Origin of the sequence: Micromonospora sp. NPDC023966 (assembly GCF_040639095.1) — a bacterium.
GTDB lineage: Bacteria > Actinomycetota > Actinomycetes > Mycobacteriales > Micromonosporaceae > Micromonospora.
Genome location: NZ_JBEZZJ010000003.1, coordinates 166,121 through 192,599, shown reverse-complemented (window position 1 = coordinate 192,599; position 26,479 = coordinate 166,121). Strand labels below are relative to the sequence as shown.

Genomic DNA, 26,479 nt, shown 5'->3' with positions numbered 1-26,479 from the left:
CGCGGCGCCGATCACGGAAAGATCTGCGGTCGCTGGTCAGTTGACGCTCACGACGACCTTTCCAAGGGCCCGTCCCTTACCCACGTGGGCCAACGCCTCGGGCGTCTCGTCGAGCGTGAAGGCCCGGTCGATGTGGATGACGAGGTCACCCGCCACGCAGAGATCGGCCACCGGTTCGAAGTGGGTTGGCCCTTCCCGGACGGCGAGCACGCCCAGCCGGCGGTGGGTGAGCCGGCCGGCCACCGCGCCGATCGTCAGGACGCGCAGCAGCGCCGAGACCGATCCGCCGACGCACCGGTAGCGGCCGCCGGGGGCCAGTGCCCGGCGGTAGGCGAACACCGATCGGTGCGCGACCAGATCGAGGATGAGATCGTACGGGCCGCTGCGGGTGAAGTCCCGGCTGCGGTAGTCGATCACCTCGTCCGCGCCGACGGACCGCATGAAGTCGAGCTTGCCCGCGTTGTCGACGCCGGTTACCTGGGCGCCGAGTCGTTTGGCTAGCTGGATCGCGAATGCGCCGGATCCTCCGCCGGCGCCATTGATCAGGACCCGGTTGCCGGCTGCGGCGCCCGCGGTGCCCTGCTGTGCGATCACGCCCGCCTGTGGGATCGCCGACGCCTCGGCGAAGGTCAGGGCGGCGGGCTTGCGGGCCAGGACCGATTCGGGCGCGATCGCGTACTCGGCGAAACCGCCCTTGAGCATGAGGTTGTCGCCGTACACCTCGTCACCGGGTCGGAACCGAGTGACGGCGGAGCCCACCGCGTCGACCCATCCGGCGATGTCCGAGCCGAGGGTCCGGCGTGCCGGGGAACGCAGCCCACCGATGCGCGAGTACAGTGGCGAACCTTGCAGAGTCTCCCAATCGCTCAAATTCACCGAGGTCGCCGCAATCTTGACGAGCACCTGTCGGGCAGCGGGGGAAGGCTTGGGGAGATTCTCGATTCGCAACCCATCCGGGGGCCCGTACCGGTCGTACACGACTGCTCTCACCTGGTACCACCACCCCTCTGGGAAAGTAGGCCAGCCGCAGTACCCGATGCGTGCAGAGCCAGCAGCTTACGCCTCTTAGTTAGCACGGCGGGACAAGCGGCTGGTCGACAAGGAGGCTGCCGGCGACGAGTCGCTGACCGGTCTTGTCAGGCTGTGACAGGCAGGCGGCGAGTTCATTCGAGCTGACAGCCGAGATCTGGGCGGTGCATGTCATCCACGGCATGCCCGCCGGGTGGGGACCTTGCATCCGGCGAGGCCATCGGTCCGGCATGGCTGGCGCGGCGTACTGACACCGCAACCCTTCGCTACACGCAAGGGAGGAGCGCCCCCACCGAACCGCACAGTCCTTCGCCCGGTCCCCACCGCGGCGGCCCACACATCCCAGTGGAGCGCCGCAATGCACACGATCTCTGTACTCAACGACCTGATCTTGACCGCCCCCGCCCCTGCTGGCAAGGGCCCGAAGTCCATTGCCCAGGTCATCTCCAACATCACTGGCTGGGTCATGGGCATCATCGCGCTGGTCGCGACGATGTTCCTGGTCATCGGCGGCCTGCGGTACATGGCCGCCGGCGGTGACCCGGCCCAGGTCGAGCAGGCGAAGGGCAACGTCAAGTCCGCGCTGATCGGCTACGCCCTGGCGGTGCTGGCCCCGGTCATCCTGCAGGTGCTGCAGGGCATCCTCGGCGGCTGAGGCGGCGGTCATGGTCGACTGGATGATGAACGGCCTGGTCAACTGGCTCGCCGAGAAGGTCGTCGACCTTCTCGGCGGCCTCCTGGCGTTCCTGGCCTCCTCGATGTTCGTATCGCCGGACGTCACCGTCCTGCCGCAGGTGACCTCGATCGCCGACAAGAGCGCGCTCGTCGTCAGTGCCTGCTTCATCCTCGCGATAATCGCCGTCGGTGTCGCTGCGATGGTCGGCGACTCGATCGAGGTGCGCTACGGCATCAAGGAGCTACTCCCCCGGCTTGTCGTCGGGTTCGTCCTGTCCGCGTTCGCGGTGCCGCTGACCGGTGCGCTCATCGACATCGCCAACGCCCTGACGGTGTCGATCGCCGGCAGGTCCGCGTCAGGTCAACGGACATCTTGCGGCAGTCCGCCTACACAGGTTGTCGGTGGGTGCATCTATGTTGTGGCCGGTGACGATGCCGCTGTTCGAACTCGATGCCGCGGGGGCGCCCGTGCCATCAGTCACCAGACCTGACCGGCGCCGGACCGTTGACCCGCACACCGGCGTGGCCGACCAGGGGCACGCGACGCCGGTCAGGGGCGACCCGAGACCGTCACAGGGGGTCCGCGCGTGGATCGGGACGCGGACGAGCCGGTGCCGGCCTCGACGGCACGGGCGAAACGGCTGCGGTCGGGGTGCGCGACCTCCTCGACGGGCGGGACGGGTGCGTCGATGAACCAGCCGGGGTGGTGCCGACACCGCCCGGCGAGGCAGGGCCGTGGTGAGGGCGTGATCGTTGATGCAGTCGACGACCGTGTCGCCGGGCCGGCTGTAGGCGGACACGAGGCGGCAGGCCAAGCGGGCGCCCACAGTGCGGCCTGCGTCGGCGGAGGTGCGGGCGGTGCGCCACACAGTGGGTCGGCACCCGGCGGTTCGCCGGCCACAAGACCCGGTCAGGGTCGGGTCGGCGCCGGAGCGGTCCGGGTCGACGAAGCGGGCGGAGGCCTGGTGCTGCGGCGTGTGCTCGCTCACGTGGTGTCGGCTCCCCGCCGTGCGGGCAGCGCGGTGACACCTTCAAACCCGCCCCGTCACGGAGGTCCTGAGACTCGACATGGCCCGTCTCGTTCTTCCTGTAGACACTCGCTGTTTGGAGGAATACATGAGCGCTGAGCACGCACACCTGCCGCCAGGCGTTGAGGTGATCACGACCCTGCCGGAGGCGCCGGCCCTGATCCCGGCTGGCGCCGAGGCCAGGACGATCCGGGTCACCCTCTCGCCCGGTGACCCCGGCGCGCCGCCGCACCGGCACCCCGGGCCGCTCTTCGGCTATGTCACGCAGGGCGAGATCCTCTTCGAGTTGGAGGGGCAGCCGCCCCGGGTGCTCAAGGCCGGTGACGCCCTGTTCGAGCCCGGGGGCGACGTGATCCATTACCAGGGCGCCAACAACCTTCCGGACGCGCAGTCGCAGCTGGTGGTGACCATGTTCGCGCCGCCCGGTACCCCGATTCTGACCGTGGTCAGCGAAGAGGAACTGGCCGAACGACGATACCTACGAGTCACGCAGCCATAATGACCACCAGAATCCCGGATCGTGGCCATCTGACCCCTCGCTTGTAGGTGCTGAGCGCCTCGTCTGGCGGGTCCGTCCTGTGGAGCTCGAATACTCCGGTTCGGCCGTCTGAAATGCGGTTCTGTGCGAGCTCGAGCCCTGCCCAACCGTCATGGTCGTCGGTATGAGCACGTCGTTGCTGTACCTGCTGCTCCGCCATATCCTGCAGATGTTGTCCCAGCTCGCCCGCGATGGCGGGGCCAAGGATGTGGAGATCCTGGTGCTCCGCCATCAGGTGGCGGTGCTGCGTCGTCAGGTGGCCCGGCCCGATCTCGAGCCGGCCGACCGGGTGGTGCTGGCGGTGTTGTCGCGGCTGCTGCCCCGCCCGCGCTGGTCGGTGTTCTTCGTGACCCCGGCAACGCTGTTGCGGTGGCATCGTGAACTGGTTGCCCGGCGGTGGACGTACCCGCATGCCCGGCCGGGCCGGCCACCGGTCGACAAGCAGGTCCGCGAGCTGGTGCTGCGACTCGCGGCGAAGAACCCGTCGTGGGGGCACCGCCGGATCCAGGGTGAACTGGCCGGCCTGGGCTACCCGGTGACGTGGCTGTAGATGCCGCGCACGCCGGCGAGGCGGTGGCCGAGGCGGCGGGCTTGGGCGATCTCGGGGATGCCGTCCTCAATAAGCCATGTCTTGTGGGTGTGCCGCAGGTCGTGGAAGTGCATGCCGGGCAGCACCTTTGGGAGGCCCCCGTTTCGGGTCGCCAGCGACGGCGGGTGTCCAGGCGCGGCGGTTGAAGTTGGAGCGCCGCTGGTGGTAGCCGCGGGCACCGGGAAAACGGGGTCGTGGGGGTGCTCGGCGAGGAGGTGGTGAGGATGCGGGGTAGGCGGATGTAGCGGACGGAGTCGTTGGTCTTGGGTGGGCCGAGGAACAGCTTGCCTTCGACTTCGTGTAGCGCGCCGACATCGGGGGGACGTAGATGGTGGCGGTGGTGAGGTCGAGGTTGTCGCGGTGCAGGCCGCCGAGTTCCCCCCAGCGCATTCCGGTGTAGGCGGCGGTGAGGATCAGCATCGCCACGCCGTGACTTCTTACGGATCCCTCGACTTACGAAACACGCCTTAGCTTGATTTTTAACCTTCGAGGGTCCTGGATGGACCCCGACGAGTCACGAAAACAGCCCTTGGCCGATGATCTTCTTGTCTAGGGAAGAGCATCAATAACCAAGGGCTGTTCTGGTGACCGGTGTGCATGACCGTCGTCCGGCTGATGCCGTCGGGGACCTGGACGGGTTCCGACGAGAGTTCTACGACTGCTTGACTGCTCGGGCTGACGCGTTGAACGAGCTGCGCTACTTCGCCGTCGGCAGCGTGTTGGGAACCTAGCGCCGCCTCGTGACGGTCACGCGGTGGATCGTCTCGGCCTCGGCGTCCCCGACGCCCGCCACGATCCGGAAATCGAAGCGGCCCTGTTGCCGGTTCGCCATCCGCGCGTCGGGCAATTCGAACGTCGCGGTGCGCCACTCGCCGCTGTCGGTCTTGGTTATCCGCCCTGCCAGCGTGAACGCCCCTTGCAGCGGTCCACCATCGGGGTTCGCCGAGTCGTACTCCAGGGCGAAGTTGTCAGCGCCCGTGTCGAGATATTCCACCGTAACGGTGAGGGCACGACTTCCATCAAACGCCAGTTCGTCGTCAAGATCGAAGTACATCTGCCGGCTCCACGCCGGATCACGACCAGGGACGGTGCGCCGTGCGGTGCGGCCAGCGACACTGACGCCCTCGGTGACTCCATCGTCGTGGTCTAGCTGGCGGATACCGTTCGGCTCGTCCTCCTGGCCAAGCACGATCGAGGCGTTGTCGACGTACTCCTCCGGTGTGGTGACCGCCAATTCCGATGAGGGTGCGCTGACGTTCCCCGCGCCGTCGAAGGCGACAACGCGGTAGTACCAACGCTCACCCGTGGCGAGGTCGTCGTGGACGAGCCCAGGGGCGGTGGTGGTGCCGATGAGGGTGGCATCGCTCGGCTCGAAGCCGGCCTTCCTCGACGCGTGCACCTCGTACGTGGCTACGCCGACGTCGTCTGACGGATGTCGCCAGCCGAGCGCAATGCTGATCTCGTCGAAGCCCGCCTGCGCCTCGGCCTGGAGGCCGGTCACCTGATCGGGTGCACGGCGGTCGGCGAACGGCAAGGTGCGCGCGAACGCCTCGTAGCGTGCTGCGTGCCAGGCAGGCGCGCCGTCGATCGGCACGAGTCGGACGCGGATCGTCATCTTGCCGAGGGTGAGTGCGGCCGGGATCTCGAACTCGTCGTTGAGCCACCGGTGGGTGCGGTTACTGAGAGGCTGGTACCAGACGCCGGCGGGCTCACCGTCGACGATGACATCCACCGACTGGCCGGCCTGGGCCTGGTCGGACAATCGGCGCAACAGTGCGCCCTGCTCGGCCCGGCCGTCGAGCTTGAGCCGGAATTCGACCGGCCCGTCAGAGGCCCTGCCGTCATCGGAGAGACGGGTCTCATCGTCGCCCTCGAACGTGGAGGTGAGCTGCTCAGGTGCCGCACCGCCGGTGTAACGGTGGGCCGCCTCGTCCACCGGGTCACCGACGTCGAGGACATCGCTCGCTCGAAGCGCGTAGTCGTCACGTCCATACCAGAAGGTAGGGGAGGTGTATCGCGCCGGCACATCGTTCTCTGGTCCATGTTCGATGGCGAAGTCCATCGAGCGGGAGAACGGCATCGAATCAGCGACGAAGTACCGGTAGAGGCTGTCGCAGTCCTTCGGGCAGCCGTTTGTGCCTGGCTCGTGGGCCGGATTGCCCGTCAGGGGCGCGGAGAACGTGCCGCGGTTGAAATACCAGCCGCCCTCGTAGAAGTCCTCGGTGCCCGTGCCGTGGATGGCCGGGCTACGCGAGCCGTCGACGGTGACACGCTCGTCGCCCTCGAGATAGCTGCGAATACCCGGAGCCTGCGGTCCTTCGGCGATGCCGTCGGCGACCTGGACGACGCCCACGACCTTGCCCCTCCCCTCCGTCCGGAGGAAGGTTCGCCACTCGATCCGAGCTTGCCGATGACATGATCACCGCCGCGGTCGCGGCCCTGGTCCCGGCCCGATGGGTCGCTGCGGACGAGGCCTACGGCAACAACACCAGGCTGCGGGCCCGACTGCGGGAACTACGCCTCGGCTACGTCCTGGCCGTCTCCTGCGATCATCTCGTACCGATCGACGGCGGTAAGACCCGCTGCCGCGCCGACCGTCTGGCCGCCGACCTGCCCGCCACCGCGTGGACCCGGCGCAGTGCCGGTGACGGATCGAAAGGACCACGGTTCTACGACTGGGCCTGGCTCGCCGACGTCGGCGTCGACGGTGACCCGGACGACGAGGGCCAGCACAGTCTGCTGATCCGCCGCAACAACACCACCGGTGAGCTTGCCTTCTACCGCTGCTGGACACCCGGGCCGGCCGCCCTCACTCAACTCGTGCGGGTAGCGGGAGTTCGCTGGATCGTGGAGGAATCGTTCCAGGCCGCAAAGGGCCAGGTCGGGCTCGACCAGCACCAAGTCCGCCGCTGGACGTCCTGGCACCGGTTCACCACCCTCGCTCTGGCCGCCCTCGCCGTCCTCGCGATCTGCGCCGCCGACACCCGAACATCAGACCGTCACACTCAGTGCGTGTTTGAGAAGGTCGAATGTGGACGGTGTGGCGGCGTGACGATGGCCGCCGGGGCGGGCACGGTGTCCGGGTGTCGTCGCCTCGTCGTGGTTACCCGTCGGACCTGACCGATGCCCAGTGGGCGTTGATCGAGGGGTTGTTGCCGGAGCCCAGCAGGGACGGGCGGCGGGAGAAGCACCCTCACCGGGAGATCGTCAACGCGATCTTGTACGTGGTCCGCTCGGGGTGTCCGTGGCGGTACCTGCCGGCGGATCTGCCGCCGTGGCAGACGGTGTACTGGTACTTCGTGCGCTGGGAAGACGCCGGTGTGACCGAGAACCTGCTGGCCACGCTGCGGGTCAAGGCGCGGGTGCAGGACGGGCGGAATCCGGAGCCGTCGGCGGGGGTCATCGACTCGCAGTCAGTGAGGGGCGCCGACACCGTCGGGCAGCAGACGCGTGGCTACGACGCGGGTAAGAAGGTCAACGGCAGGAAACGGTTCATCATCACCGATACCGCCGGGCTGTTGGTCACCGTGGCGGTGATGGCCGCGTCGTGGCAGGACCGCGACGGCGCGAAGACCGCCCTGCTCAGCGCTTATCTGGCCACCCCGATCCGGCACGTCTTCGCCGACCAGGGCTTCGCGGGCCGTCTCGTCGACTGGACCCGCGACACCTTGAAGATCACGCTGGAGATCGTGCGGAAGCCCGCTGACCAGCGGGGCTTCGCCGTGCACCCGCGCAGGTGGGTCGTGGAGCGGACCCTGGCATGGCTCACCGCCTGCCGCCGGCTGGCCCGCGACTACGAACGCCACCCTGAAATCTCCGAAGGCATCGTCAGGTGGGCCGCCATCGCCGGCATGACCCGCCGCATCACCCGCGGCCGACCAGCCCGACGGCAGGCAAAGCGCACCTTCATCTGGACCTGATCAAGTCCCTCTCAAACACGCTCTCAGCCCGACATGATCGAGCTGACCGTCAACGAGATCCGCCGCCTGATCAACGTCCTGCTGATCCGGCCGACCCGCAGCATCGCCTACCGTTTGCGCTGGTCAAACTGGCGACGCCGACACCAGGCACGAGCCAGACGAGCCCACTACGCCCGCCGCCGCAACCTCGAACTCCAGCCATGATCACGAACGGCGGCTGCCGTACTAGCCGCCATCAAACCCGGGGCGGTTCAGGCCAGGGTCATCGCAAATGCCACCGCGCCCTGCCAAGCTATGCATCACTTTGCGTATTTTGGCAGGCCGATTTATACCCCTCCACCCACTGACCGCAATTGCGCCAGGTCGCCAGGGCGCGCCGATAGCGCCATCTCGGCCCCCTTCCAGCAGCCAGCCGGCCAGAAAATCTCCGCCAAAGCGGACCGCAAGAGTGCCTACCAGAGGCTTGACCAGCAGCCAATTTACCGAGGTCGCCCCCAGGACTTTGACTCCGCCGGCCACGCGCTCAAGGTGGTGCGTTCGTCACCAACACCGCAGCCGTTCCCCTGCAATGGCTCGATGTTCTCCATTACGCACCCGTCTGGGTCGAGGAGCGGTATAAACTGCACGAAGAAGGTCGAACCGGCCGTCAGCAAAGATGCCGGCATGTGGGATGACAGCTAGTTGCTGCCTCGTCACGGTCGATACGGGTGCGCCCACCGTCGGCTCGAAAAGAAGGAGTGCGAAATGGCTGGGCTCGCGTTCAGATCTGACCGCCGTGAACTGAACCCTGCTCTAGGCTCTATCGGTGAGCTGAAGAATGTGATTTTCCATAGCGTGCTTGGAGAGCGTGGATTCACTAATCTCGTCAACACAGAATCGGAAGTCGCTGGCGACCGGCCCGGAGTTCGCGTATCGATCATCCATCTTCATATTGGTGACAGGCAATTCTGGCGGGTCATTATGGGCGTTTCCGATGCTGGCTTTGACCAAGCGAACGCATCGGTTACCGAAGTATCTGAGGCAATCGACCAATTGAAGTTTTTCTGAATGGCGTCTCGCACTTCGGCCTAAGCTGAGAGCTGCCGTGACCTGCAGCGGCACGGCTCGCCTAGCAAAGCGACGGCCTCCGGCTGGGGAATCTGGTCCCGTTTGTCAGCCTGTCTGAGCAGAGTCCGCCTTTCTGCTGACTGTGCCTGTGCGGCGTCTTGCTTACAAGGCGCTTTCGGCGAACGTGGCCGCGTCCGCTGACGTCCATATGGGTTCGGGTCCGAGGCGGCACTCGTCTGCACTCGTCGGGCCTCGGGTCCAGAAAGTTCTGCTCGCCCGGACGCCGCCCCGCTTGCCGGACTTGAATGCCTTGTTTCCGCTGCCGCCAAAGGCCTTGACCTACCAGGCCCAGGCAAAGTTGTTTGGTAATGCCGAGCAGGGCCAGTGGTCGGTTGGCCTTTGCGTGCGTGGTGGCGGTTGGCGGCGATGGCGAGGCGGAGGGCACCGATGGCGGCGGCGATGGCAGTGCGACCATGACTTGCTCTCCGGTGCCGGCGCGGACTCGGGAGCGGGTCTTCGTCGTAGGTGATGTCACGGACCGAGTGGATCTTAATCTCGATCGACCACTGTCCGCCCATCCATTCGGCCGACTGTGTCGGTTTCGCTTGGTGGGCAAGGAGATCCGTGATCGCGAAGACGGTTTCCATGGTGACGCGGTTCGGCTTGTCGAGCCGGCGGCGTCGGCGGCGGATCTGTATCGCCTGAGCGGCGTGCGGAAACTCGTTGCCGGTCGACACGGACAGGATCTTCAGGATGCGGATTTCTTTACGTCCGTGGGCCGCGTGTGTTGTCGCGATCGGCGTCGGGCACGCGCCGCCAGGCGGGCCGGCCAATTGCCAGTGCAAGCCGGGTTGGTTGCCCTTGCCAGTGAGGGTCCAGTGCGCCCGGCGTTGGGCGAGGCAGGGTGACGTGCTTGCGCTGGCTGTGCAGTGCGTCAGCGGTCACCACGACGTCGCGAGATCATTGAGCTGGTCCAGTAGGTCAGCGAATCGTCTGATCTCGTTGGTCTTGGTATCGGTGCTGCCCAGTACGACGCCGGTGTGGTGGTCTGCGGCGGCCAGGACGGCGCTGGTACCGCGAGTGCGTGAGCCGCGCAATGTCTTACCGTGCCACCGCGATCGCTCGTCTGGATCCGGGTTCTGGTGCGGGGATCCGCGCGGCGAGCCAGGTCCCAATCGCCGCCGCAAGCCGATCAGTGTCGATGGCCTGCAACAGCCTGCGGGCCATCGCCTCGGACGGTCGCCGGCCGGCGCCAATACCCAGCAGCACCACCGTGTCGGCGAGCAAATCCGCAACCCATTCCCCGATCGCATCGTACGAACCGCAACCGGCCACCAACGCGCGGGGGTGGCCGGGAGTGCCGCTCCGGTAGCAGAGTTCCCTCCTACCGCAGCAACGCCAGAAGGGGATCCTCAGGCAAGGACCCGAGCGGCGTGCGTCAGGGTCGCGAATGACGGTCGTGAATCATGAGGGCATTAAGCCTGGGCGCCTACCGACGCCAGGGCACCCAGTCGATCCACAACTGCCCCGACTCCATCTGCGCCGGAAAGTCCCGCCCGAATCGAACCGCGAGTCGATTCGCGCCCTGTCTAGTGCTGACGAGGTAGCCGACCCGGCCGCCGATCACAGTGGTGATGTCGAGGTAGTTGTTGGCTTGGCCCATGATGTGCGCCTCACGCGTCGGGTCCCACATCTGGCCCATGTTGCCTTCCTTGGCTTCCAGGATGATCCGGCCGCCCGGCTGGAAGCGGTCGGCGAGCACGATCTTCTGCTGGCCGTTGGCGTAGGTGATTCGAAAGACGGCTTCGTTGCGGGTGCCGGTTGCCGCCACCTGGAATCGGGCCCAGTCGGCGTTGCGCTCAATCAGCGGCGTCGTACCCAGGTACTCGACCCGGCGCACCCGGGAGGCGATCCGGCCCTGGGCGGCGAACACGCGAGCCAACGAGCGGGTACTACCTCTGCCGAAGCCTGCAGCCAGGAAGAACCAGGATGGCGTCACCAGGAGGGATTTCGCCCAGGGCAGGGCTGCGTACCAGAGTCCGGGCACGGCCCGCAGTGCGGCGGGGAGACTAGTCGCGAGGCCGAGAGCTCCTTCTGTCAAGCCACCCCAGTAGGTGCCCTCCTCGAAGCCCGACTGAGGGTCGTCGGCGAAGACGGTGCCGGCCACACCGCCGAGGACTCCGCCGACCGAGGTGTACCCGAGGCTTGCCGAGACTGCTCGGTTCATCTCGGCATCCTGCTTTTGGGATGTGACACCTCCGTACGATGCGCTGAGTTCGACCGCGCTGGCGGTCGTCGCGGCCACGCCGCCGGCGATGGCCAATGCCGCCGACGCACCGGCCACCCAGCCGACGGGATTCCACCAGAGGACCACCGCCACTCCGATGGCGGCGGTCACCGCGCCTGCGGCCAGCCCGGTGCCGCCGCGGTTCCAAAAACTTCGTTCCGTCGGCACGGTCGGGATGTTTTCAATCCTGCCGGTCCCGCCCCGCTCCCAGCGCGGCGTGGGCACATTCTCGGGGCGATCCCACGCTCCCCAGGGAAGGACTTGCTGGGGCACTGGTGCGTCGGACATCCACGGGATGGTGACCAGGTCACTGCCCGGGGCGGTGTGCGGCGTGACGTCGACGTTGTAGGGCCCGCTGTCCGCTGGTTCGCGCTCGGGTTGCGGCTGTTCCGGTGCAGGGATCGGGGGCACCACCAGCGCCGGTCTGCGGGCGCCTGGTCGTGGTGGCCGCGGTGGACGCATCGGTGGCGGATCGGTCCACGGAATCTGGATCTCCTGTCCGGAGGACGGGCTGTTCCGCTGCGACCAGAGATAGTTCTCCCACCAGTCGTGGCTGCTGGGCCGATCCGGCGGAGAACCGAAGACATACACCTCGTCGATCGTCCCCGCCGTCGGGATCGATCCGGAGTCCCCCCGATCAAGGACCTCGAGCGTTCGAGACTCGACGGGTGGCGACGGCACCGGGTCGGTGGTGCTGACCACCTGGACGCTCGCCCTGTTGTTTTCGGGAGCGTACGCATCCACCTGGGTGAAGTCGAGGTAGTCGCCGCGGTCCACCTGGCTTGCGTAGTCCGCCCCCCAATCAACCCGCGGTATTCCCGTCCCCGGCGAGCCGTACACCATCCCGAAGTACTGCCCGACGGGGCCCGCGCCGGCAAATGCCTGACCGACCATCCATCCGGCGACCGGTGCGAAGCCCTGATGGAGTGAGGGACTGCCCTGCGTCGAGGAGCCACCACTTCCGTCGTCGCCGAAGATCGCGTCGAGGAAACCAAAGGGATCGGTCACGGCAGCTCCGTTCGTCGACGGCGATACGCGATCAGGGTGCGGTGACCTCGACGCTCGTGCTCTCGAAATCGAAGTTATAGTTCAGCGGCAGGATCACATCGCCGGCGGCAGTGCGGTTATCGCAGATCATCAGAAGATCCCACTGCTCGGACACCGAGTCGTGTCCCCGCACCGCGACGATCTCACCGGCCACCGTGATCGGAGCGGCCCCGGCCGCCTCGAACAACGTCGTACTGACCTCCAGCATCGTTCCGATGCGCAGCATGCCGCGGTACTTCACCGTGCCCACCAGGTAGACGGTCCCGTCGTCCTCCACGCGAAAGACAGGCTCCCCGGCTCGTACATAGTCTCCTTGCCCGTGGAATACGCCCGTGACAATCCCTCCGGTGGGCGTGAACAGGAACGTGTCGATGTAGGCAGACTGCAGCTTCCGGATGCTGCGGTCGATGGCACCGATCTCGTTGGAGAAGGTGGTGTCCCCGTACCGGCACATTTCTGACATTCGCCAGGCATTGAGAAACTCCTGCCGAACCGCTGCCCTCGACTGGTGGTACCTCAGGTCGTTCTCCCCTGACGGGTGGCGGAACTCGTACCCCCCGGACTTGGTATCAGTGAAGCCCTCGAACTGGATGTTTCCGGCTCCGGAGTACTGCGTGGCCTTGTTGTCGCTGATGCTAGTTGTTTCTTCGATCACCTTGTTCGACCATCCACGCCGCCTGTACGCATCGGTCAGCCCGTGGTGGATTAGGCCGGCGTCATCTTCGACTGCCTTTAACAGCCGGTGCCGCACCGCCCACTCGTCGCTGGGGTCCTCGTAGTAGACCCGGCGCACTTCGCTCAGCACCTCAGGCGAGTACGAGGTCAGGTACGCGTTCTGCCGCATCATCACCGCCCGATCCAGATCAGCGGCTTCCGAAGCGCTCCGAAGGCGCGACAGTAGCGTGACACCATGCCCCGCGGCCTGACCTGCGACGTTGAACAGATAACTGAAGATCCGCTTGGAGTCCCACAGCAGCCGGCTGCTGTCACCTTCCACGGTCTGGCCAAGCATCGCGTACAGAACTTCGACATCGAGTCCCTCGACCCGGCTCCCCAGCATGACTGGTGATTGCCTGCTGATCACGCCGTCGACGGGAAAGGAGAGATCGGCCGACATGACGGGGCGCACCCGCAGGTTCACCGATTTACCGGTAGCCATGGACCATCCTTGAGTTCAGTTGGGGGTCAGGATCGCGCACGCCAATGTGGTGTCGGTCGCGCAGGTTGCCGTCACCCCGCGAAGACCGGTGAGCACCAGTGTCCAGCACTGCCCGGGCTGGAGCGTGCCCAGCAGTGCTGGAGCGCCCGCTGGTGATTCCGAAACGATTTCAACGACATCGCCGAACGCGTCGTTGTTCGCCACCAGTACGAGGGGCAATGACAGGGCAACCTCGAGATCGTTCGATCCCCAGACGTACGCCTTGCCTCGGACCCGGACGATGTACTGGAACACTCGAGCCTCACTTCCACGTCTGGCGATCGCCCGACGGATACCCGGAGCATATACAGTCTTCACGGGCACGGCCGGGTGAAACCGCCCCCCAATCTGTTCCATCGCTGGGCAGAGCAATCGCGCTCGGCTCTATGCTTCCGTAGTCGTACGCCCTGCTGTCCCAGAGCCCAATCTTCCGCCTCCTTCAGGCCGTCAATAACAAATCGGCCGGCTGCAGCCCGCGCGGGCTGCAGCGCCGTCGACGGCTGCAAGCAGCGACTCGAACGACTGACCGGCTCTCCCGCGACGGTCACCTGGCGGGCGAAGTCGTCGAGCGCGGCCCGGTGCTCCGTTGCGTTGAGCGTCGCCAGGATCGAGGCGAGCTTGAGCAGCGAAGGCGTCGACCGGACCTCGTGGCAGCCTCCGAGATCGGCGCTCGCCGGTGTCCAGCCCGGCGGCGGTGGCCACCACCAGCCGGCCGTCCGGCACCGCCCGCCAGCCGGCTTTCGCACGATCTCCAGCGTGATCTTCAAGATGTCGCGGCTCCTGCATCGTCTCTTCGACCTTCGCCGCCGAGCCGACGGCGCGCTCCAGCCGGGCCTGCACCCTCGGCGACGCCAGCCGGGCTAGGGCCCGCGCGGCAGCGCGATCTCGCCGGCCAGCTCCTGCCCCACCTTGTCGTGCAAACACGTCGGCACCAGCGCCCGCTGCTGCTCGGCGATGAGGCCGACCCGTTCTGGCTGCAGCATCCCGAATTGGAGCGGACGCTGCTCTCCACCGGTGATGCCCGGATCATCTACACCGACCTCGATTCGCCGTACTGGGTCGCCGGCCAGCACGGCACCAACTGGATCGGCCGACTGCTGGAGGTCATCCGCTCCGAGCTCGCGGCTGCCGCGGCGGGCGTACCGGTGCCCTCCCCCTCATGACGGTGGCCTCTCGGCGACGCCGTGATGGGAAGCAGCCCCGTGCGAAGGTGAGCCGTCAGGAGGCTCTACTTCCGCATGAGCGGCCTTCGGTTCGCCGGAGCGGGCGGATGTCGGCGGCCGGCGGAAGATCAGCACGTCCTCATGGGTGATCAGGTGTAGCGGGGTGCCGCCGGTGCGGGCCTTGCGCACGGCTTGGAGTTGGAAGAACGACGGCCGGGCGACGAGGTGCCCGCCGCGGACTGCGGCAAGCAGGGCGACGCACCGCTCGGTCGGGACCAGGGCGGCGCGCAGGCCGGCGGCGATGACCGCGGAGGGCAGGTCGACCAGCTGACCGTTCTTGCGCCAGGGTCGGGCCGTGACCACCACGGTGCCGCCGGGGCGTACCAGGGTGGCGCAGCCGGCCAGGATCTGTTCGAACCCGTCGGTGAGGCCGGTGAGGTCACGGTAGGCGAGGTTGCCGCGGTCGGTGCCGTAGCTGTTGTCGAACTTGGCGACTCCGTCGGTCCCGGGCCGGACGAGGCCGTGGACGGTGGGCCCGTACGGGGGTGAGGTGACCACAAGGGCGACCTGCCCGGCGAGGGCTGCGGGCAGGAGGGAGGCCAGACGGGTGGCGTCACCACGGACCACGGAGGCGCGGCCGGTGGCGCCCTGCTGGTGGGCGTGGGTGATGTTGGCGTCGGCGATGTTCGACCACCGTGGCTCGTACTCGACGCCGATGGCGTCCCGGCTGGCGTGGATTGCTTCGACGAGGGTGGTGCCGATGCCACACATGGGGTCGAGGACGAGGTCGCCGGGCTGGGTGTAGGCGGCGACGGCGTGCGCGGCGATCGCCGGAAGCATCCTGGCGGGGTGCTTGACGGACTCGGCGACGTACCGGCCGCGGCGCTGCACCGGTCCGGTCTGCTGCGCGGTGGCCCACACCGACAGGCGCTGAGGTCCGTCCGGTGCCCGGTGGCGTCCGCTGCTCTCGCGGTGGCTGCCGTCGTCGCGATGCTGGCCGGAGTAGGCGTCCTCAGCGTCGCCGGGCTGCCCCTGGCTGGGTAGGAAGGGGGTGTAATCAGCCACGGTGGTCACCGCCCTCGCGCCGCCGCCGGTCCGCCTGCCTGGTGGCCGGTCCGGGTACGGGGCTGAACACGAGCAGGTCCGCGTGGACCTTTAGGTGCGCCACCGTCCACCGCTGCGGGCTGGCTTGCTGGGCGATGGTGAGGAGTTCCTCGTCGGTGACGTGGTAGACGAAGGTGTCACCTTCGGTGTCGGCGGTGACGGCGACGATGTGCTGCAGGTAGCCCAGGCCCACGGACGCGGCGGCGGTGGCCACCGGGGTGAAGTCCTCCGGCCCGGCGGCCGTGGTGGTGGGGACGGTGACGACGAGGACGAGGCAGCCGCTGGGGCGCAGCAGGCGCGCGCAGGCGCTCAGCAGCCATGCCAGCCGGATCCGGTTGGTGGCGTCTGCCGGGTCGAGGGGCCAGCAGGCCACGACGAGGCTGGTCGCCTCCTGCAGTGATGTGCCGTGGCGGGACGGGCTGGTCCAGTCGGTGGATGGGGGCAGGTCGGGGTCGGTGAGGTCGTCGCCGAACCACGCGCCAAGGCTCGGCAGGTCCCCGTCAGCGGGCGGCGCGGCCGGGTCGGGCGGGGTCGGCGCGGTGGCGGGGCCGATGATGAGGCTGGAGACGTCGGTGAACCAGCCGGGGTGGTGCCGGCGACGGCCTGCGTGGCAGACGGCGGCCAAGGCGTGGTCGAAGGTGAGGTCGACGACCGGATCGCCGGGGCGGCTGTAGGCGGCGACGAGCCGGTAGGCCAGCCGGCCGCCGATGCTGCGGCCGGTGTCGGCGTCGGTGCGGGCGGTGCGCCACACGGTGACCGGCACCGGCGGGTCACCGGCGACCACGTCGGTCAGGGTCGGGTCGGCCTCGGGTGGGTCGACGGGCTGGGCGGGGTCTTGGGGGTGCTGCGGCGTGTGCTCGCTCATGTGGATGTGGGCTCCGCGCCGCGCCGTGATGCGCTGACACCCTCAAACCGGCGTGTGTCAGCTGTGGCGGACACCCCTTGGGTCTGACGGAGGTCTGACAGCACCGCCGGGCGTGGAAGCGTGGAGCCCTGAATCAGTCCAACGGGCCCGGACTGCCGCGCCCGCCCTGACCAAAGATGACGGACAGCCATGGCGGCAGCGGTTAGCACCATTGGGGTGGCCGCCGCTGTCAGACATTCCCCGGGTCGTGGCCGCCGCGCGTGTCAGGTCCAGCGCGGTGAGGCGGCTCCGTCGACGACCGCCATGTCTGTCATCCGTCGGTGCCGCTGTCAGACCTGGTGCGGCCGCCGTGTCAGACGCCGGCCCTGTTTCGCTGTAACGGCGCCGTCCGGCAGCGGACAGGCTGTCAGAGAGGGCTGGCCACGGTGGCACCGCGCGATTGTCAGACCCTCGTTAGGTTCGGTTGTGGGGACGACAAGGCTGTCGGGTCCGCCGGCGCGGCTTGTGTCACCACCGGGCTGGCGATGTCATCCCGCAGGTCAGAGCCGGCTTGTCAGGCCGGTGCCAGGATCCGACGCTGACGACGGCCGTCGTCAGCGTTGATGCGGGCCGGTGCGGCGGCACGGGGCTGTGGTGCTGCTGGCCTGGACTGTCAGAGGTCCGTGAGGGCGCTGTGGCGCAATCGATGTCTTCCGCGCCGGTGTGACACCACCTCGGCGTGCCGCCGACGATCGCCTCCGGGAGTGTGTGACATGACCGTGTCCGACTCGAATTGGCCGGACTCGCCGCTGGACGCTGTCGAGGCCGCCTTCGCGGCACTGACCACCGGCCCCGACCCCCTGACGCTCGACCTGGACAGGCTCGGACCTGGCACCGGCTTGCCGGCCGGTGTCATGACACTGTCGGCCCTGCGGGACTGGCTGCTGCGCCATCCGCGCGCCTACGCGGCGCGTGACGCGGTGTGGCGAGATCTGGTTCGCCGCGCTCGCCTGGAAGGACCGTCCTGGGTCATCGCGGCGGTGGCGATGGCGATGCCCGCGCTGCGCCGGCATGCCGGTCGACTGCATTCGGGGTGGTCCGGTGACGGCGCCGACCTGGACGCGGAGATTCTCACCGGTTTCCTCACCGCCTTGCGCGACCGCGTCGACCTGGCCAAGCCGGCCCCGTACGCCGCGTTGTGCATGGCCGCCTGGCGGGCCGGGCACGAGATGCTGCGCCGCGCGGGCACCGCGGTGCCGGTGCAGGATCTGGAGCACGTCATTGGCCCGCGCGCGCCGCACGTCCCCTACGGCCACCCCGACCTCCTGGTTCGGCGGGCCGCCCGGCTCGGTCTGCTCGAGGCCAGTGACCTCGAGCCCTATATCGACCTGCGGCTCGGGGGCAGAGCGATCGAACCGATCGCCGCGCGTCTGGGCATCACCGTCGACGCCCTGCGTAAGCGGATGAACGGCATCGACCAGCGCCTCGCTGACGCCCTCGCCATGGGACTGCTCAGCGGCGTCGTCTCGGCCAACGCTCGCGAGTGTCTGCAGCACCAGTCCGCGCACCGCGCGCGGACTCGCACCGGCCGCGCCGGCGCCCTGCGGCGCGCACCTCGGGCAGCCGCCTGACCTGCGAGACTTTTCTCTGCAGCCTGGCGCTTGGCCGGGCCCGGAGGTGGGGCGTCGCGTGGTCAGGGGCGGGTGCCCTTGGCCGCCACGAACTCCAGGAAGCCTGATGCTTCCCACGTTGGGGCGCCGCCGTCGTGGTAGTGGAACAACACCTCGTCCCGGCACCGGCCGTCGATGACGGGAAAGCACCAGTAGTCGCCTGTGCCCACGGGCGCCACCGCCACGAAGGCCCCGTCCGGGAACTCGGCCTGGCTGACGGAGACGACATCTCCGTAGGGACGCGTGGCCCCTGCCGCCGGTAAGGGCAGCAGGTCGAGGAAGCCGAATTGTCCTGCCCCGTACCGCACCATGAACGCCTTGTACTTCGCGGGTAGGGCCGCCCCGAGCGCTCGCTCCGCTTCGGCGATCTCCTGCGCCGATGCGGTCAGCCCTTCGATCAGCGCGAAGTCTTCGACGGCTGCCACGCCGGAGCGTGCCGCCCGGTCGCGTAGCGACGCGACATGCTGGTCGAACTCCTCGAACTCCATGTCTCGATCATCGTTGACCGTTGCATGGTGCTGACCGGGCAGGTTGGTTAGAGCAGATCTCGCCAGAACTCGACGGTCGCTCGTGGCTGCGCGCGGTCGGCGTCTTCACCCCGGTCGGGATCGCCGAACTCGCGGCCGATGTAGTCGACCAGGTCCAGGCCGTAGTAGATGACGTCTGTCTGCCACATCGACAGAACCGGGTGACCGTAGGTTCCCCTCCCAGCCGGGAGAAACCGGTGCCCATAGATCGGCACCATCTTCGGCACGTCGGCCAGCATCCGACGGGCTGTCGCGATCGCCGAGCCAGACGTGTCCGGACGCGGGCCCCAGCCGTCGTCCCAGAAGCCGGTCGTCTCGACATCGAACAGGACTCCCTGGACAGGCCAATCCAGCAGTTCCCGAAGGGCTGCGGGATCGCCGTCGCGCCAGTCCGGCCATGGCTCAGGATGGGTGTAGATGACCCCGGGCTCCCTCGGCTGCGGCCGGGTGTTCACCGGAAGCCCGACCGCCAGGAAACCCCGATGGTCGTCGGCGAACTCGATTCCGAACTGCGTCTCGATGCGGGCGAACTCCGCATCCGTCAGGCCGGCGTCGATGTCACACACGTCCCTGAGCCGGAGTCGTCGCATCGCCTCGACGCCGAGCTGGCGACCATCTGCGTGTCGCGGTTCATGCCTGACCACGGCAGGGCACTCTACCGAGCGGGCGGGGTATCACGTTGCCCGCGCGTGGGCGCGGCTGGTGGTCAGACGAGCGCCGTGGCTGTCAGACCGGTGTCAGCTCTGGGGGTGTCCGGCAGAGCTGACAAACGCCGGTTTGAGGGTGCGGAACTCTTCCGTAGCGCTACACGAGGCGCTGGGAGGTTCCGCCCGCTGCCGGGCCCGAGGCTGGGGCTGACGCGAGCCGGGGCGCCTCGGGTGCCGCGCCGTGTTGGTGCGCTGACACCTCACCGATTCCCGCTACACCCGACAGGGAGGACGCGCTCCTCCCGAGGGACTGTCGCGGCTCGCCGACGTTCCGTCTCCAGTGCCCGGCGGCGGCCCTGTCGACGTCCTTTCGACGCCCACCCCTCGCTCGATCGAGGGGTGGGCTGGAGGTGAACCCCGCCCATGTACCGCATCCGCGCACGTCTTCGTGCCCTCACCAACGTCCACGCCGTCCGCCGCGTCGTCACGGTGGCCGTCACGATCGTCCTGGTCGTGTCGGCGCCGGCGGCCGCGCACGCCGATTCTGGTGCCCCGGCGATCGTGGCAGTGAACTCGCTGCCGGTTGTCATCGCCAATCTGCGGGCGTGGCTGATCGGCATCCTCGCCGCGCTGGCCACCTTGTTCCTCGTCCTGGCCGGCGTCTACTGGGCCACCGCCGGGGGTGACCCGGCGCAGGTCGAGCGGGCCAAGGGCGCGCTGAAGAACGCTCTGGTCGGCTACGGCCTGGCCGTCCTGGCCCCTGTCCTGCTGCAGGTCGTCCAAGGAATCGTCGGGGGCTGACCATGAGCTGGCTACTCGACCAGATCCTGGACTGGCTGTCGGCCGCGATCCTCACGAGCCTGGACGCGCTGTTCGGGGTGATCAGCAGCGCAATGCTGATCACCCCGAAGGTCACCGCCCTGCCGCAGGTCCAGGCCCTGACCGGCCGTTCGGTGCTCGTCGTCGACACCGCCTTCGTCCTCGCCTTCGTGGCCGCCGGCGTGCTCACCATGACCGCCGGCGGCAGTGAAACCACCCGCTACACCGCCAAGGACTTGATCCCGAGGCTGGTCGTCGGGTTCGTCGCCGCGCACTTCTCGCAGCTGTGGTGCGGCATGCTCATCGACCTGGCCAACGCCCTGACCGGCACGCTCACCACACCCGACGGCGACAGCGACGGCGCGCTGCGCGCCATCAAGACGCACATCCTCGCCGGGCGCGACACCACGGCGGTGCTGCTGTTCGTGATCTGCGTGGCGATCATCGCCGTCCTGCTCGCGGGCACCGCGTTCAGCGTGATCGTCCGCTTCGCCGTCGTCATCGTCCTGACCGCCTTCGCGCCGCTGGCGCTGGCCTGTCACGCGATGCCGCAGACCGAACCGGTCGCCCACATGTGGTGGCGGTCCTACACCGGTGTCCTCGCCGTGCCCGTGGTGCAGGGCTTCACTCTCTACGCCGGGCAGTGGATGCTCACCGACCCCGAGCATCTGCTGCCCGTGCTAGGACTGCCGGTGGATCCGGGCGGTGCGATCAACCTGTTCGTGGTCATGGTCATGCTCTGGACGACGCTGCGCGTGCCGTCCCTGATGCGCCGCTACGTGGCCACGGGCAACAGCGGCCGCGGGGTGAACATGCTCGGCACGGCAGTACGGGTCATTGTCGTGCAGCAGGCCACCCGTTCCGTTCCCGGCCTCGGCCGCGGGCTCAAGGCGGTCGGCCGATGAGCCGCCAGGACGACCGCGTCGATGCGGAACGAGTGCGGATGCCGGCTGACGTCGACGCTCCCGACAAAGTGCTGTACGGGCTGACGTTCCGGCAGCTGGCGATTCTCGCCGTCGCCGCCCTCGCCTTCTACGGGGCGTGGCGGGCCCTGCATCAGTTCGTTCCCACGCCAATGCTGGTCGGCGCGGCTGTCGTGCTCGGCGGTCTCGTGTTCGGTGTGGCCGTGGGGCGGCGTGACGGGCTGCCGCTGGACGTGTGGCTGCTCGCCGCCGTGCGGCATTCGCGGGCGCCGCGGGCCTTGTCGACGACCGACACGACGGTCAAGGTGCCGGACTGGGTGCAAGCCCCGGCGTCGAAGGTGACCCTGCCGGCGCTGTTGAAGCTGCCCGCCGACGCGATCGACGACGGCGGGGAAGTCCGTCTGGCCGGAGCACGAGCGGCGATGGTGGCCGCCACCAGCGTCAACCTCGCCCTGCGCACCCCCGATGAGCAGGCTGCGCTGGTGGACACGTTCGGCCGGTGGCTGAACTCGCTGTCCGCGCCGACGCAGATCGTCGTGTCCGCTCAACCGGTGGACCTGCACGGCGCCGCCCGCACCCTCGCTGAGGCAGCCGAGAAGCTGCCGCACGCGGCCTTGGTGGACGCGGCGGCCGGCCATGCCCGCTTCCTCGACGGCCTCGCCGCACGGCGCGATCCGCTGCGCCGGCAGGTCCTCATCGTCACCCGCACCACCGCCGGCGAGCGCGCCGCCCGCCGGCGCGCCGAGGACACCGTCCGCGCGCTGGCCGGCCTCGGCGTCACCACCCGCGTGCTCGACGGCGCTGCCGTCACCGCCGCGCTCGCCGCCGCGGCTGACCCCTACCGGCCGCCCCGACCGGGCAGCCTCGCGGCCCCGGACGCCGTCATCACCGCATCCGCGCCCCACCGGCGCCACCGACCTGAAGGGAGCCGACACGCATGACGAAGCGCAACCGATCCCACCCAGACGAGCCGGGCCGCCGGGCGCAAGGGCTGACCGCGACGGTCGCCCCTACCTCGGTGGAGGTGACCCCGCGGATGCTGCGCGTCGGCGACGGCTGCGCCGCCACCCTCGTGGTCACCGGTTACCCGGCCGAGGTCGGTCCGGCCTGGCTCGAGCCGCTGCTGTCCTGGCCGGGCCGGCTCGACCTCGCGCTGCACATCGATCCGCTGCCCGCTCCGGTCGCCGCTGCGAGGCTGCGCACCCAGCGGGCCCGCTTCGAGTCCTCCCGGCGGGTTGACGCCGGGCAGGGCAAGCTTCCCGACCCGAGCGTCGACGCCGCGGCCGACGACGCGGCGGACCTCGCGCAGCGGCTGGCCCGCGGTGCGGCAAAGCTGTTCCGCGTCGGCCTGTACCTGACCGTGCACGCCCGCACCGAAGACGAACTCCTCGAAGCGTGCGCCCAGGTCAAGGCCGCCGCCGCGTCCACCCTGATCGAGGTGCAACCCGCCACCTGGCGGCACCTCGCAGGCTGGAGCACCACCCTTCCCCTGGCCACGGACTCGCTGCGGATGCGGCGCACCATGGACACCGCCGCCCTCGCTGCCGCGTTCCCCCTCGCCTCCCCCGACCTGCCGGCGCCGCTGCCCGGCGACCCGCGTGCCGAGGGTGGGGTGCTCTACGGGGTGAACCCGGACTCGCAGGGCATCGTGTGGTGGGACCGCTGGGCGCAGGAGAACCACAACAGCGTCGTCCTGGCCCGCTCCGGCGCCGGCAAGTCGTACTTCGTGAAGCTGGAGATCCTGCGCAACCTCTACCAGCAGGTGCAGGTCGCCGTCATCGACCCCGAAGACGAGTACCCGCGCCTGGCCGACGCGGTCGGCGGCACCGTGGTCCGCCTCGGCGCGTCCGGGGTGAAGATCAACCCCCTGGATCTGCCGGCCGGTGACGCCCGCCCGGACGCGCTCACCCGACGCGGGCTGTTCCTGCACACCCTCGTCAGCGTGCTGCTCGCCCAGCAGCCGCCGCCCGCCGAGCGGGCGGCGCTGGACCGGGCGATCCTGGCCGTCTACCGGTCCGCGGGCATCACCGCGGACCCGGCCACCCACCACCGGCCCGCCCCGCTGCTGCGTGACCTCGCCGACTGCCTGCACACCGACGACGACCCTGCCGCGAGGCAGCTCGCCGCCCGCCTCGCGCCATGGGTGCAGGGGTCGTTCTCACATCTGTTCGACGGGCCGAGCACCACCCGCCCCGACGGGCACCTCGTCGTGTGGTCACTGCGGCACCTGCCCGACGAGCTGCGCACCGTCGGCACCCTGCTCGCCCTGGACGCGATCTGGCGGCAGGTCGACGCCCCCGGCCGGCCGGCCGCACGGCGGCTCGTCGTCGTGGACGAGGCGTGGCTGCTCATGCGCGACGGCGAGGGCGCCCGGTTCCTGTTCCGCATGTCCAAGGCCGCCCGCAAACGCCACGCCGGCCTGACCGTTATCACCCAGGACGTCGCCGACGTCCTGGGCACCGACCTCGGCCAGGCCGTCGTCGCCAACGCCGCCACCCAGGTGCTGCTCAAGCAGGCGCCGCAGGCCATCGACGCCATCGGCGAGGCGTTCGGGCTCACCGCCGGCGAGCGACGCCTACTGCTCGCGGCCCGGGTCGGCACGGGGTTGCTGATCTCCGGCACCAACCGGACCAGCTTCGAGGCCGTCGCCTCCCCCGCCGAGCATCACCTCTGCACCACGACCCCGAGCGAGCTGGCTGACCTCGGCGACGAAGGAGACGAGCTGTGAAGTGCTCCATCGCCACGTACCTGGCCTTGCCGGCGGCCGAACCCAGCCCCTCCGCGCCAGGAACCCATGTCCTCACACCACCGACGGGCGCCGCGCGGTGGGTGCTCGACGCCGCCGGCTGGGTGGCGCAGCGGCCCTGGCTGCTCGCCGTCGCGGCGAGCATGGTGGTCGCCTCTGTCGCCGTCCGCAACCTGCTGCAGCTGTGGCGGCACCGCCGGCACGCCGCCGGCGCCCGTCTGGTCACCATCGCCCCGCCACCGGAGGTCGACCCGCACGGCGCAGCGGCGTTGTGGGCCAACCTCGCCGGCACCCTCACCCCATCGCGGCGGCGGCGGCGGCTCTACGGCAGTCCGCACGTGGTGTGGCAGTACTCGTGGACCGGCCGGCGGCTGCTGATCTCGGTGTGGGTTCCGGGCACGGTCGCGCGCGGCGCCGTGGAAGCCGCCGTCAGCGCCGCCTGGCCCGGCGCCGCCTGCGCAGTCGAAAACAGCGCCGCCCCGCCGATGCCGCTGGAGGTGCCGGCGGCGGTGGGCGGTCACCTTCTGCCCACCGCCGCGGAGTGGCTGCCGTTGCACACCGGCCACGACAACGATCCGCTGCGGGCGCTGATGTCCGCGGGCTCCCAGCTCAAGGCTGACGAGTACGCGTGCGTGCAGGTCCTGGCCCGGCCCGCCGCACCGCGGCGCGTGGCGCGGGCCCGGCGGGCCGCCGGCAGGCTACGCGACGGCAAGACCGCCCTCCCTACCGTGAACCCCGCCGCTCCCCTGCTGTGGTTCGTTGAGCTGTTCCTGCCCGGCGGTGATTCCCGCCCCGCCCGACCTGCCGGCGCCGGACGGCGAGACCCGGGGGTGGAACGCGACGTGCGAGCGATCCTGGACAAGACCTCCCATCCGCTGTGGGAGACCGCCGTGCGCTACGCCGTCGGCAAGAACAGTCGGCGCGGGAGCACGGACCAGCGTCCCCGGCTGCTGGGCATCGCCGACACGATCGCCTCCTCCTTCGCGATCTATTCCGGCCGCAACCGCCTCACCCCTCGTACCCGCATGTCGTCGCCGGCGGCGGTGCTGGCGTCGCGGCGTCTCGGCGGCGGGTTTCTCACCTGCACCCCGGAGCTTGCGGCGCTCGCCGCGCTGCCCCGGGACCTGGCCGTGCCCGGGCTGGATCGGGCGCGGGCGAAGTCGATGCCCGCCCCGGTCGCCGTGCCCAGCGGCGGGCGCAGCACGAAGGTGCTCGGTGACGCGCAGGTCGGCGGTCACGGGGTGGCTCTGGCCGTGCCCGACGCCCGCTACCACCTGCACGTCGTGGGGGCCACCGGCTCAGGGAAGACGACGTTGCTGGTGAACATGGCCGTCGACGACATCACCGCCGGCCGCGGCACGGTGGTCATCGACCCGCACGGCGACATGGTCCTGGACATCCTCGACCGGCTCCCGGCATCGGTCGCGGATCGGGTGGTGCTGTTCGACCCCGACCAGCCGAACCCGCCGACGATCAACCCGCTGTCCGGCGACGACCCGGATCTGGTCGTGGACAATCTGGTATCGATCTTCGGGAACATCTTCGCCAAGGCGTGGGGCCCACGCATGGACGACGTCATGCGGGTGGCGTGCCTGACCCTGCTGCGGCACGCCAACGTCACTCTGCAGCACATCCCGCCCCTGCTCAACTCCGCCCAGTTCCGCTCGGCGATGACCGTTGACCTTGACGACCCGGCCGGCTTGTCCGGGTTCTGGCAGTGGTACGACGAGCTGAACCCCGCCCTGCGCTCTCAGGTCATCGGACCGGTGCTTGCCCGCCTCCGCGCGTTCCTGCTGCGCGATTTCGTCAAGCGAACGATGCGCTACCCGCGGTCGAGCTTCGACATGGGTGAGGTCCTCGACGGCGGGGCGCTGCTGGTGCGCATCCCCAAGGGCCAGCTCGGGGAGGACACCAGCAAGCTGCTCGGCTCTCTTGTGCTGGCGCAGGTGTGGCAGGCGGCCACGGCCCGGGCGAAGATCGCCCCCGACAAGCGACGCGACGCCACCCTGATCATCGACGAGGCGCAGAACTTCCTCACCCTCGCCAACAGCCTGGACACGATGCTCGCCGAGGCCCGCAAGTACCGGCTGTCATTGGTGCTGTCGCACCAGGACCTCGCCCAGTTCCCGAAGGACCTCCTCGCCGCCGCGTCGGCAAACGCCCGCAACAAGATCTACTTCTCGTGCGCGCCGGAGGACGCCCGCGTCCTGGCTCGGCACACCCTGCCGGAACTCGACGAGCACGACCTGACCCACCTCGACGCCTACACCGCCGCCACCCGCCTAGTCGTGGGCGGCCGGCAGACGCCAGCGTTCACCATGAGGACCCGCCCACCCAAGCCGCTGATCGGCGAGGCGGCCGCGATCCGGCAGGCCGCGGCGCGCGCCGTTCCGGCGCAGGACATCGGCGCGATCGACGCTCTGGTCGACCGCTACTCAAGGCCACCCCAGCAAACCCGCGCGGCCCGCTTGGAGAGTGACAAGGCCAGACCTTGAGGCCGATTGGCCGCGAACGGGTCGCCCGATACGGCCAGGTGGCTGGGCTGACGGAGATTCCTTCGACGTCTGTCAGGCGCCTGGTGGGGGGTTTCCGTCGCCCCTTCCGCAGACGCTTCCTTCGCCCTTCACCACCAAGGGCTGACTGCCGTTGACCGATCAGCGCGGGCAGGCCTGTCAGTG

The 26,479-nt window shown here is 69.1% G+C and carries 26 protein-coding genes and 1 pseudogene; 15 read left to right on the top strand and 12 right to left on the bottom strand.

The features are described 5' to 3' along the window. Positions 1–36 precede the first annotated feature (36 nt). Positions 37–978: an NAD(P)-dependent alcohol dehydrogenase gene (locus AB0F68_RS07315; RefSeq protein WP_357333493.1), complete on the bottom strand. Its 942-nt coding sequence runs from the start codon at positions 976–978 to the stop codon at positions 37–39. 409 nt (positions 979–1,387) lie between these two features. On the opposite strand from AB0F68_RS07315, the gene AB0F68_RS07310 reads away from it, so the two are divergent. From AB0F68_RS07310 to AB0F68_RS07295, 4 genes are all read left to right on the top strand, one after another. After that, positions 1,388–1,684: a pilin gene (locus AB0F68_RS07310; protein ID WP_357333491.1), complete on the top strand. Its 297-nt coding sequence runs from the start codon at positions 1,388–1,390 to the stop codon at positions 1,682–1,684. A gap of 10 nt (positions 1,685–1,694) precedes the next feature. Further along, entirely contained in the window at positions 1,695–2,195 is a 501-nt protein-coding gene (locus AB0F68_RS07305; RefSeq protein ID WP_357333489.1) for a hypothetical protein, read from the top strand. Between the two features lie 625 nt (positions 2,196–2,820). Beyond that, on the top strand, positions 2,821–3,231 hold the full coding sequence (locus AB0F68_RS07300) for a cupin domain-containing protein (protein ID WP_357333488.1): 411 nt from the start codon (positions 2,821–2,823) through the stop codon (positions 3,229–3,231). Between the two features lie 163 nt (positions 3,232–3,394). Further along, on the top strand, positions 3,395–3,820 hold the full coding sequence (locus AB0F68_RS07295; RefSeq protein WP_357333487.1) for a hypothetical protein: 426 nt from the start codon (positions 3,395–3,397) through the stop codon (positions 3,818–3,820). Here the strand turns inward: AB0F68_RS07295 and AB0F68_RS07290 are convergent. Both AB0F68_RS07290 and AB0F68_RS07285 read right to left on the bottom strand, forming a co-directional pair. Next, entirely contained in the window at positions 3,799–3,933 is a 135-nt protein-coding gene (locus AB0F68_RS07290) for a tyrosine-type recombinase/integrase (RefSeq protein ID WP_357333486.1), read from the bottom strand. The two genes, AB0F68_RS07295 and AB0F68_RS07290, sit on opposite strands and share 22 nt — an antisense overlap. A 653-nt stretch (positions 3,934–4,586) precedes the next feature. Continuing rightward, the gene (locus tag AB0F68_RS07285) at positions 4,587–6,212 is read right to left on the bottom strand and encodes a DUF2961 domain-containing protein (protein WP_357333485.1); all 1,626 of its coding nucleotides are present in this window, start codon (positions 6,210–6,212) and stop codon (positions 4,587–4,589) included. Positions 6,213–6,241: 29 nt separating this feature from the next. Between AB0F68_RS07285 and AB0F68_RS07280 the strand changes: the two are divergent. From AB0F68_RS07280 to AB0F68_RS07265, 4 genes and pseudogenes are all read left to right on the top strand, one after another. Next, positions 6,242–6,979 (top strand): annotated as a pseudogene (locus AB0F68_RS07280) (transposase); the annotation flags it as partial. Beyond that, positions 6,943–7,779 carry an IS5 family transposase gene (locus tag AB0F68_RS07275; protein WP_357333484.1) on the top strand — a complete coding sequence of 279 codons (837 nt, stop codon included), beginning with the start codon at positions 6,943–6,945 and terminating at the stop codon, positions 7,777–7,779. The pseudogene AB0F68_RS07280 and the gene AB0F68_RS07275, both read left to right, overlap by 37 nt. A 33-nt stretch (positions 7,780–7,812) precedes the next feature. Beyond that, positions 7,813–7,983 carry a hypothetical protein gene (locus tag AB0F68_RS07270; RefSeq protein WP_357333483.1) on the top strand — a complete coding sequence of 57 codons (171 nt, stop codon included), beginning with the start codon at positions 7,813–7,815 and terminating at the stop codon, positions 7,981–7,983. Positions 7,984–8,523: 540 nt separating this feature from the next. Continuing rightward, entirely contained in the window at positions 8,524–8,826 is a 303-nt protein-coding gene (locus tag AB0F68_RS07265; RefSeq protein ID WP_357333482.1) for a hypothetical protein, read from the top strand. Positions 8,827–10,315: 1,489 nt separating this feature from the next. Here the strand turns inward: AB0F68_RS07265 and AB0F68_RS07260 are convergent. The 5 genes from AB0F68_RS07260 to AB0F68_RS07240 all read right to left on the bottom strand — a co-directional run bounded on the left by AB0F68_RS07260 (position 10,316) and on the right by AB0F68_RS07240 (position 14,341). Next, on the bottom strand, positions 10,316–12,121 hold the full coding sequence (locus AB0F68_RS07260) for a hypothetical protein (protein ID WP_357333481.1): 1,806 nt from the start codon (positions 12,119–12,121) through the stop codon (positions 10,316–10,318). A gap of 31 nt (positions 12,122–12,152) precedes the next feature. Further along, positions 12,153–13,319, bottom strand: a complete 1,167-nt coding sequence (locus AB0F68_RS07255) for an HlyD family efflux transporter periplasmic adaptor subunit (RefSeq protein ID WP_357333480.1) — start codon at positions 13,317–13,319, stop codon at positions 12,153–12,155. Between the two features lie 15 nt (positions 13,320–13,334). Then, positions 13,335–13,613: a hypothetical protein gene (locus tag AB0F68_RS07250; RefSeq protein WP_357333479.1), complete on the bottom strand. Its 279-nt coding sequence runs from the start codon at positions 13,611–13,613 to the stop codon at positions 13,335–13,337. Positions 13,614–13,672: 59 nt separating this feature from the next. After that, on the bottom strand, positions 13,673–14,125 hold the full coding sequence (locus tag AB0F68_RS07245) for a hypothetical protein (RefSeq protein ID WP_357333478.1): 453 nt from the start codon (positions 14,123–14,125) through the stop codon (positions 13,673–13,675). Positions 14,126–14,218: 93 nt separating this feature from the next. Next, entirely contained in the window at positions 14,219–14,341 is a 123-nt protein-coding gene (locus AB0F68_RS07240) for a hypothetical protein (RefSeq protein ID WP_357333477.1), read from the bottom strand. A 6-nt stretch (positions 14,342–14,347) separates the two neighbouring features. Between AB0F68_RS07240 and AB0F68_RS07235 the strand changes: the two genes are divergently transcribed. Then, positions 14,348–14,521: a hypothetical protein gene (locus AB0F68_RS07235; RefSeq protein ID WP_357333476.1), complete on the top strand. Its 174-nt coding sequence runs from the start codon at positions 14,348–14,350 to the stop codon at positions 14,519–14,521. On the opposite strand, the gene AB0F68_RS07230 is transcribed toward AB0F68_RS07235, so the two are convergent. Together AB0F68_RS07230 and AB0F68_RS07225 are read right to left on the bottom strand one after the other, a co-directional pair. Then, complete coding sequence (locus tag AB0F68_RS07230; protein ID WP_357333475.1) at positions 14,516–15,586, bottom strand: DNA methyltransferase; 1,071 nt, start codon at positions 15,584–15,586, stop codon at positions 14,516–14,518. The two genes, AB0F68_RS07235 and AB0F68_RS07230, sit on opposite strands and share 6 nt — an antisense overlap. Beyond that, a complete protein-coding gene (locus AB0F68_RS07225; protein WP_357333474.1) occupies positions 15,579–16,490 on the bottom strand; it encodes a hypothetical protein in 912 nt (303 codons plus the stop codon). The genes AB0F68_RS07230 and AB0F68_RS07225 overlap by 8 nt, the downstream gene beginning before the upstream one ends. Positions 16,491–17,242: 752 nt before the next feature. On the opposite strand from AB0F68_RS07225, the gene AB0F68_RS07220 reads away from it, so the two are divergent. Then, complete coding sequence (locus AB0F68_RS07220; protein ID WP_357333473.1) at positions 17,243–18,100, top strand: hypothetical protein; 858 nt, start codon at positions 17,243–17,245, stop codon at positions 18,098–18,100. Between the two features lie 62 nt (positions 18,101–18,162). Here AB0F68_RS07220 and AB0F68_RS07215 read toward each other — a convergent pair whose 3' ends face one another. Further along, on the bottom strand, positions 18,163–18,627 hold the full coding sequence (locus AB0F68_RS07215) for an SMI1/KNR4 family protein (RefSeq protein WP_357333472.1): 465 nt from the start codon (positions 18,625–18,627) through the stop codon (positions 18,163–18,165). 47 nt (positions 18,628–18,674) lie between these two features. After that, positions 18,675–19,256, bottom strand: a complete 582-nt coding sequence (locus tag AB0F68_RS07210; protein ID WP_357333845.1) for a hypothetical protein — start codon at positions 19,254–19,256, stop codon at positions 18,675–18,677. 480 nt (positions 19,257–19,736) lie between these two features. Here AB0F68_RS07210 and AB0F68_RS07205 point away from each other — a divergent pair, with 480 nt between their 5' ends. The 5 genes from AB0F68_RS07205 to AB0F68_RS07185 all read left to right on the top strand — a co-directional run bounded on the left by AB0F68_RS07205 (position 19,737) and on the right by AB0F68_RS07185 (position 26,296). Beyond that, positions 19,737–20,114 carry a pilin gene (locus AB0F68_RS07205; protein ID WP_357333471.1) on the top strand — a complete coding sequence of 126 codons (378 nt, stop codon included), beginning with the start codon at positions 19,737–19,739 and terminating at the stop codon, positions 20,112–20,114. Between the two features lie 2 nt (positions 20,115–20,116). Further along, entirely contained in the window at positions 20,117–21,037 is a 921-nt protein-coding gene (locus tag AB0F68_RS07200) for a hypothetical protein (RefSeq protein ID WP_357333470.1), read from the top strand. Continuing rightward, positions 21,034–21,996, top strand: coding sequence for a PrgI family protein (locus AB0F68_RS07195; protein WP_357333469.1), 963 nt, complete (start codon positions 21,034–21,036; stop codon positions 21,994–21,996). The genes AB0F68_RS07200 and AB0F68_RS07195 overlap by 4 nt, the downstream gene beginning before the upstream one ends. Before the next feature lie 95 nt (positions 21,997–22,091). Further along, positions 22,092–23,783 carry a DUF87 domain-containing protein gene (locus tag AB0F68_RS07190; RefSeq protein ID WP_357333843.1) on the top strand — a complete coding sequence of 564 codons (1,692 nt, stop codon included), beginning with the start codon at positions 22,092–22,094 and terminating at the stop codon, positions 23,781–23,783. 161 nt (positions 23,784–23,944) lie between these two features. Continuing rightward, complete coding sequence (locus tag AB0F68_RS07185) at positions 23,945–26,296, top strand: DUF87 domain-containing protein (protein ID WP_357333840.1); 2,352 nt, start codon at positions 23,945–23,947, stop codon at positions 26,294–26,296. Positions 26,297–26,479 lie beyond the last annotated feature (183 nt).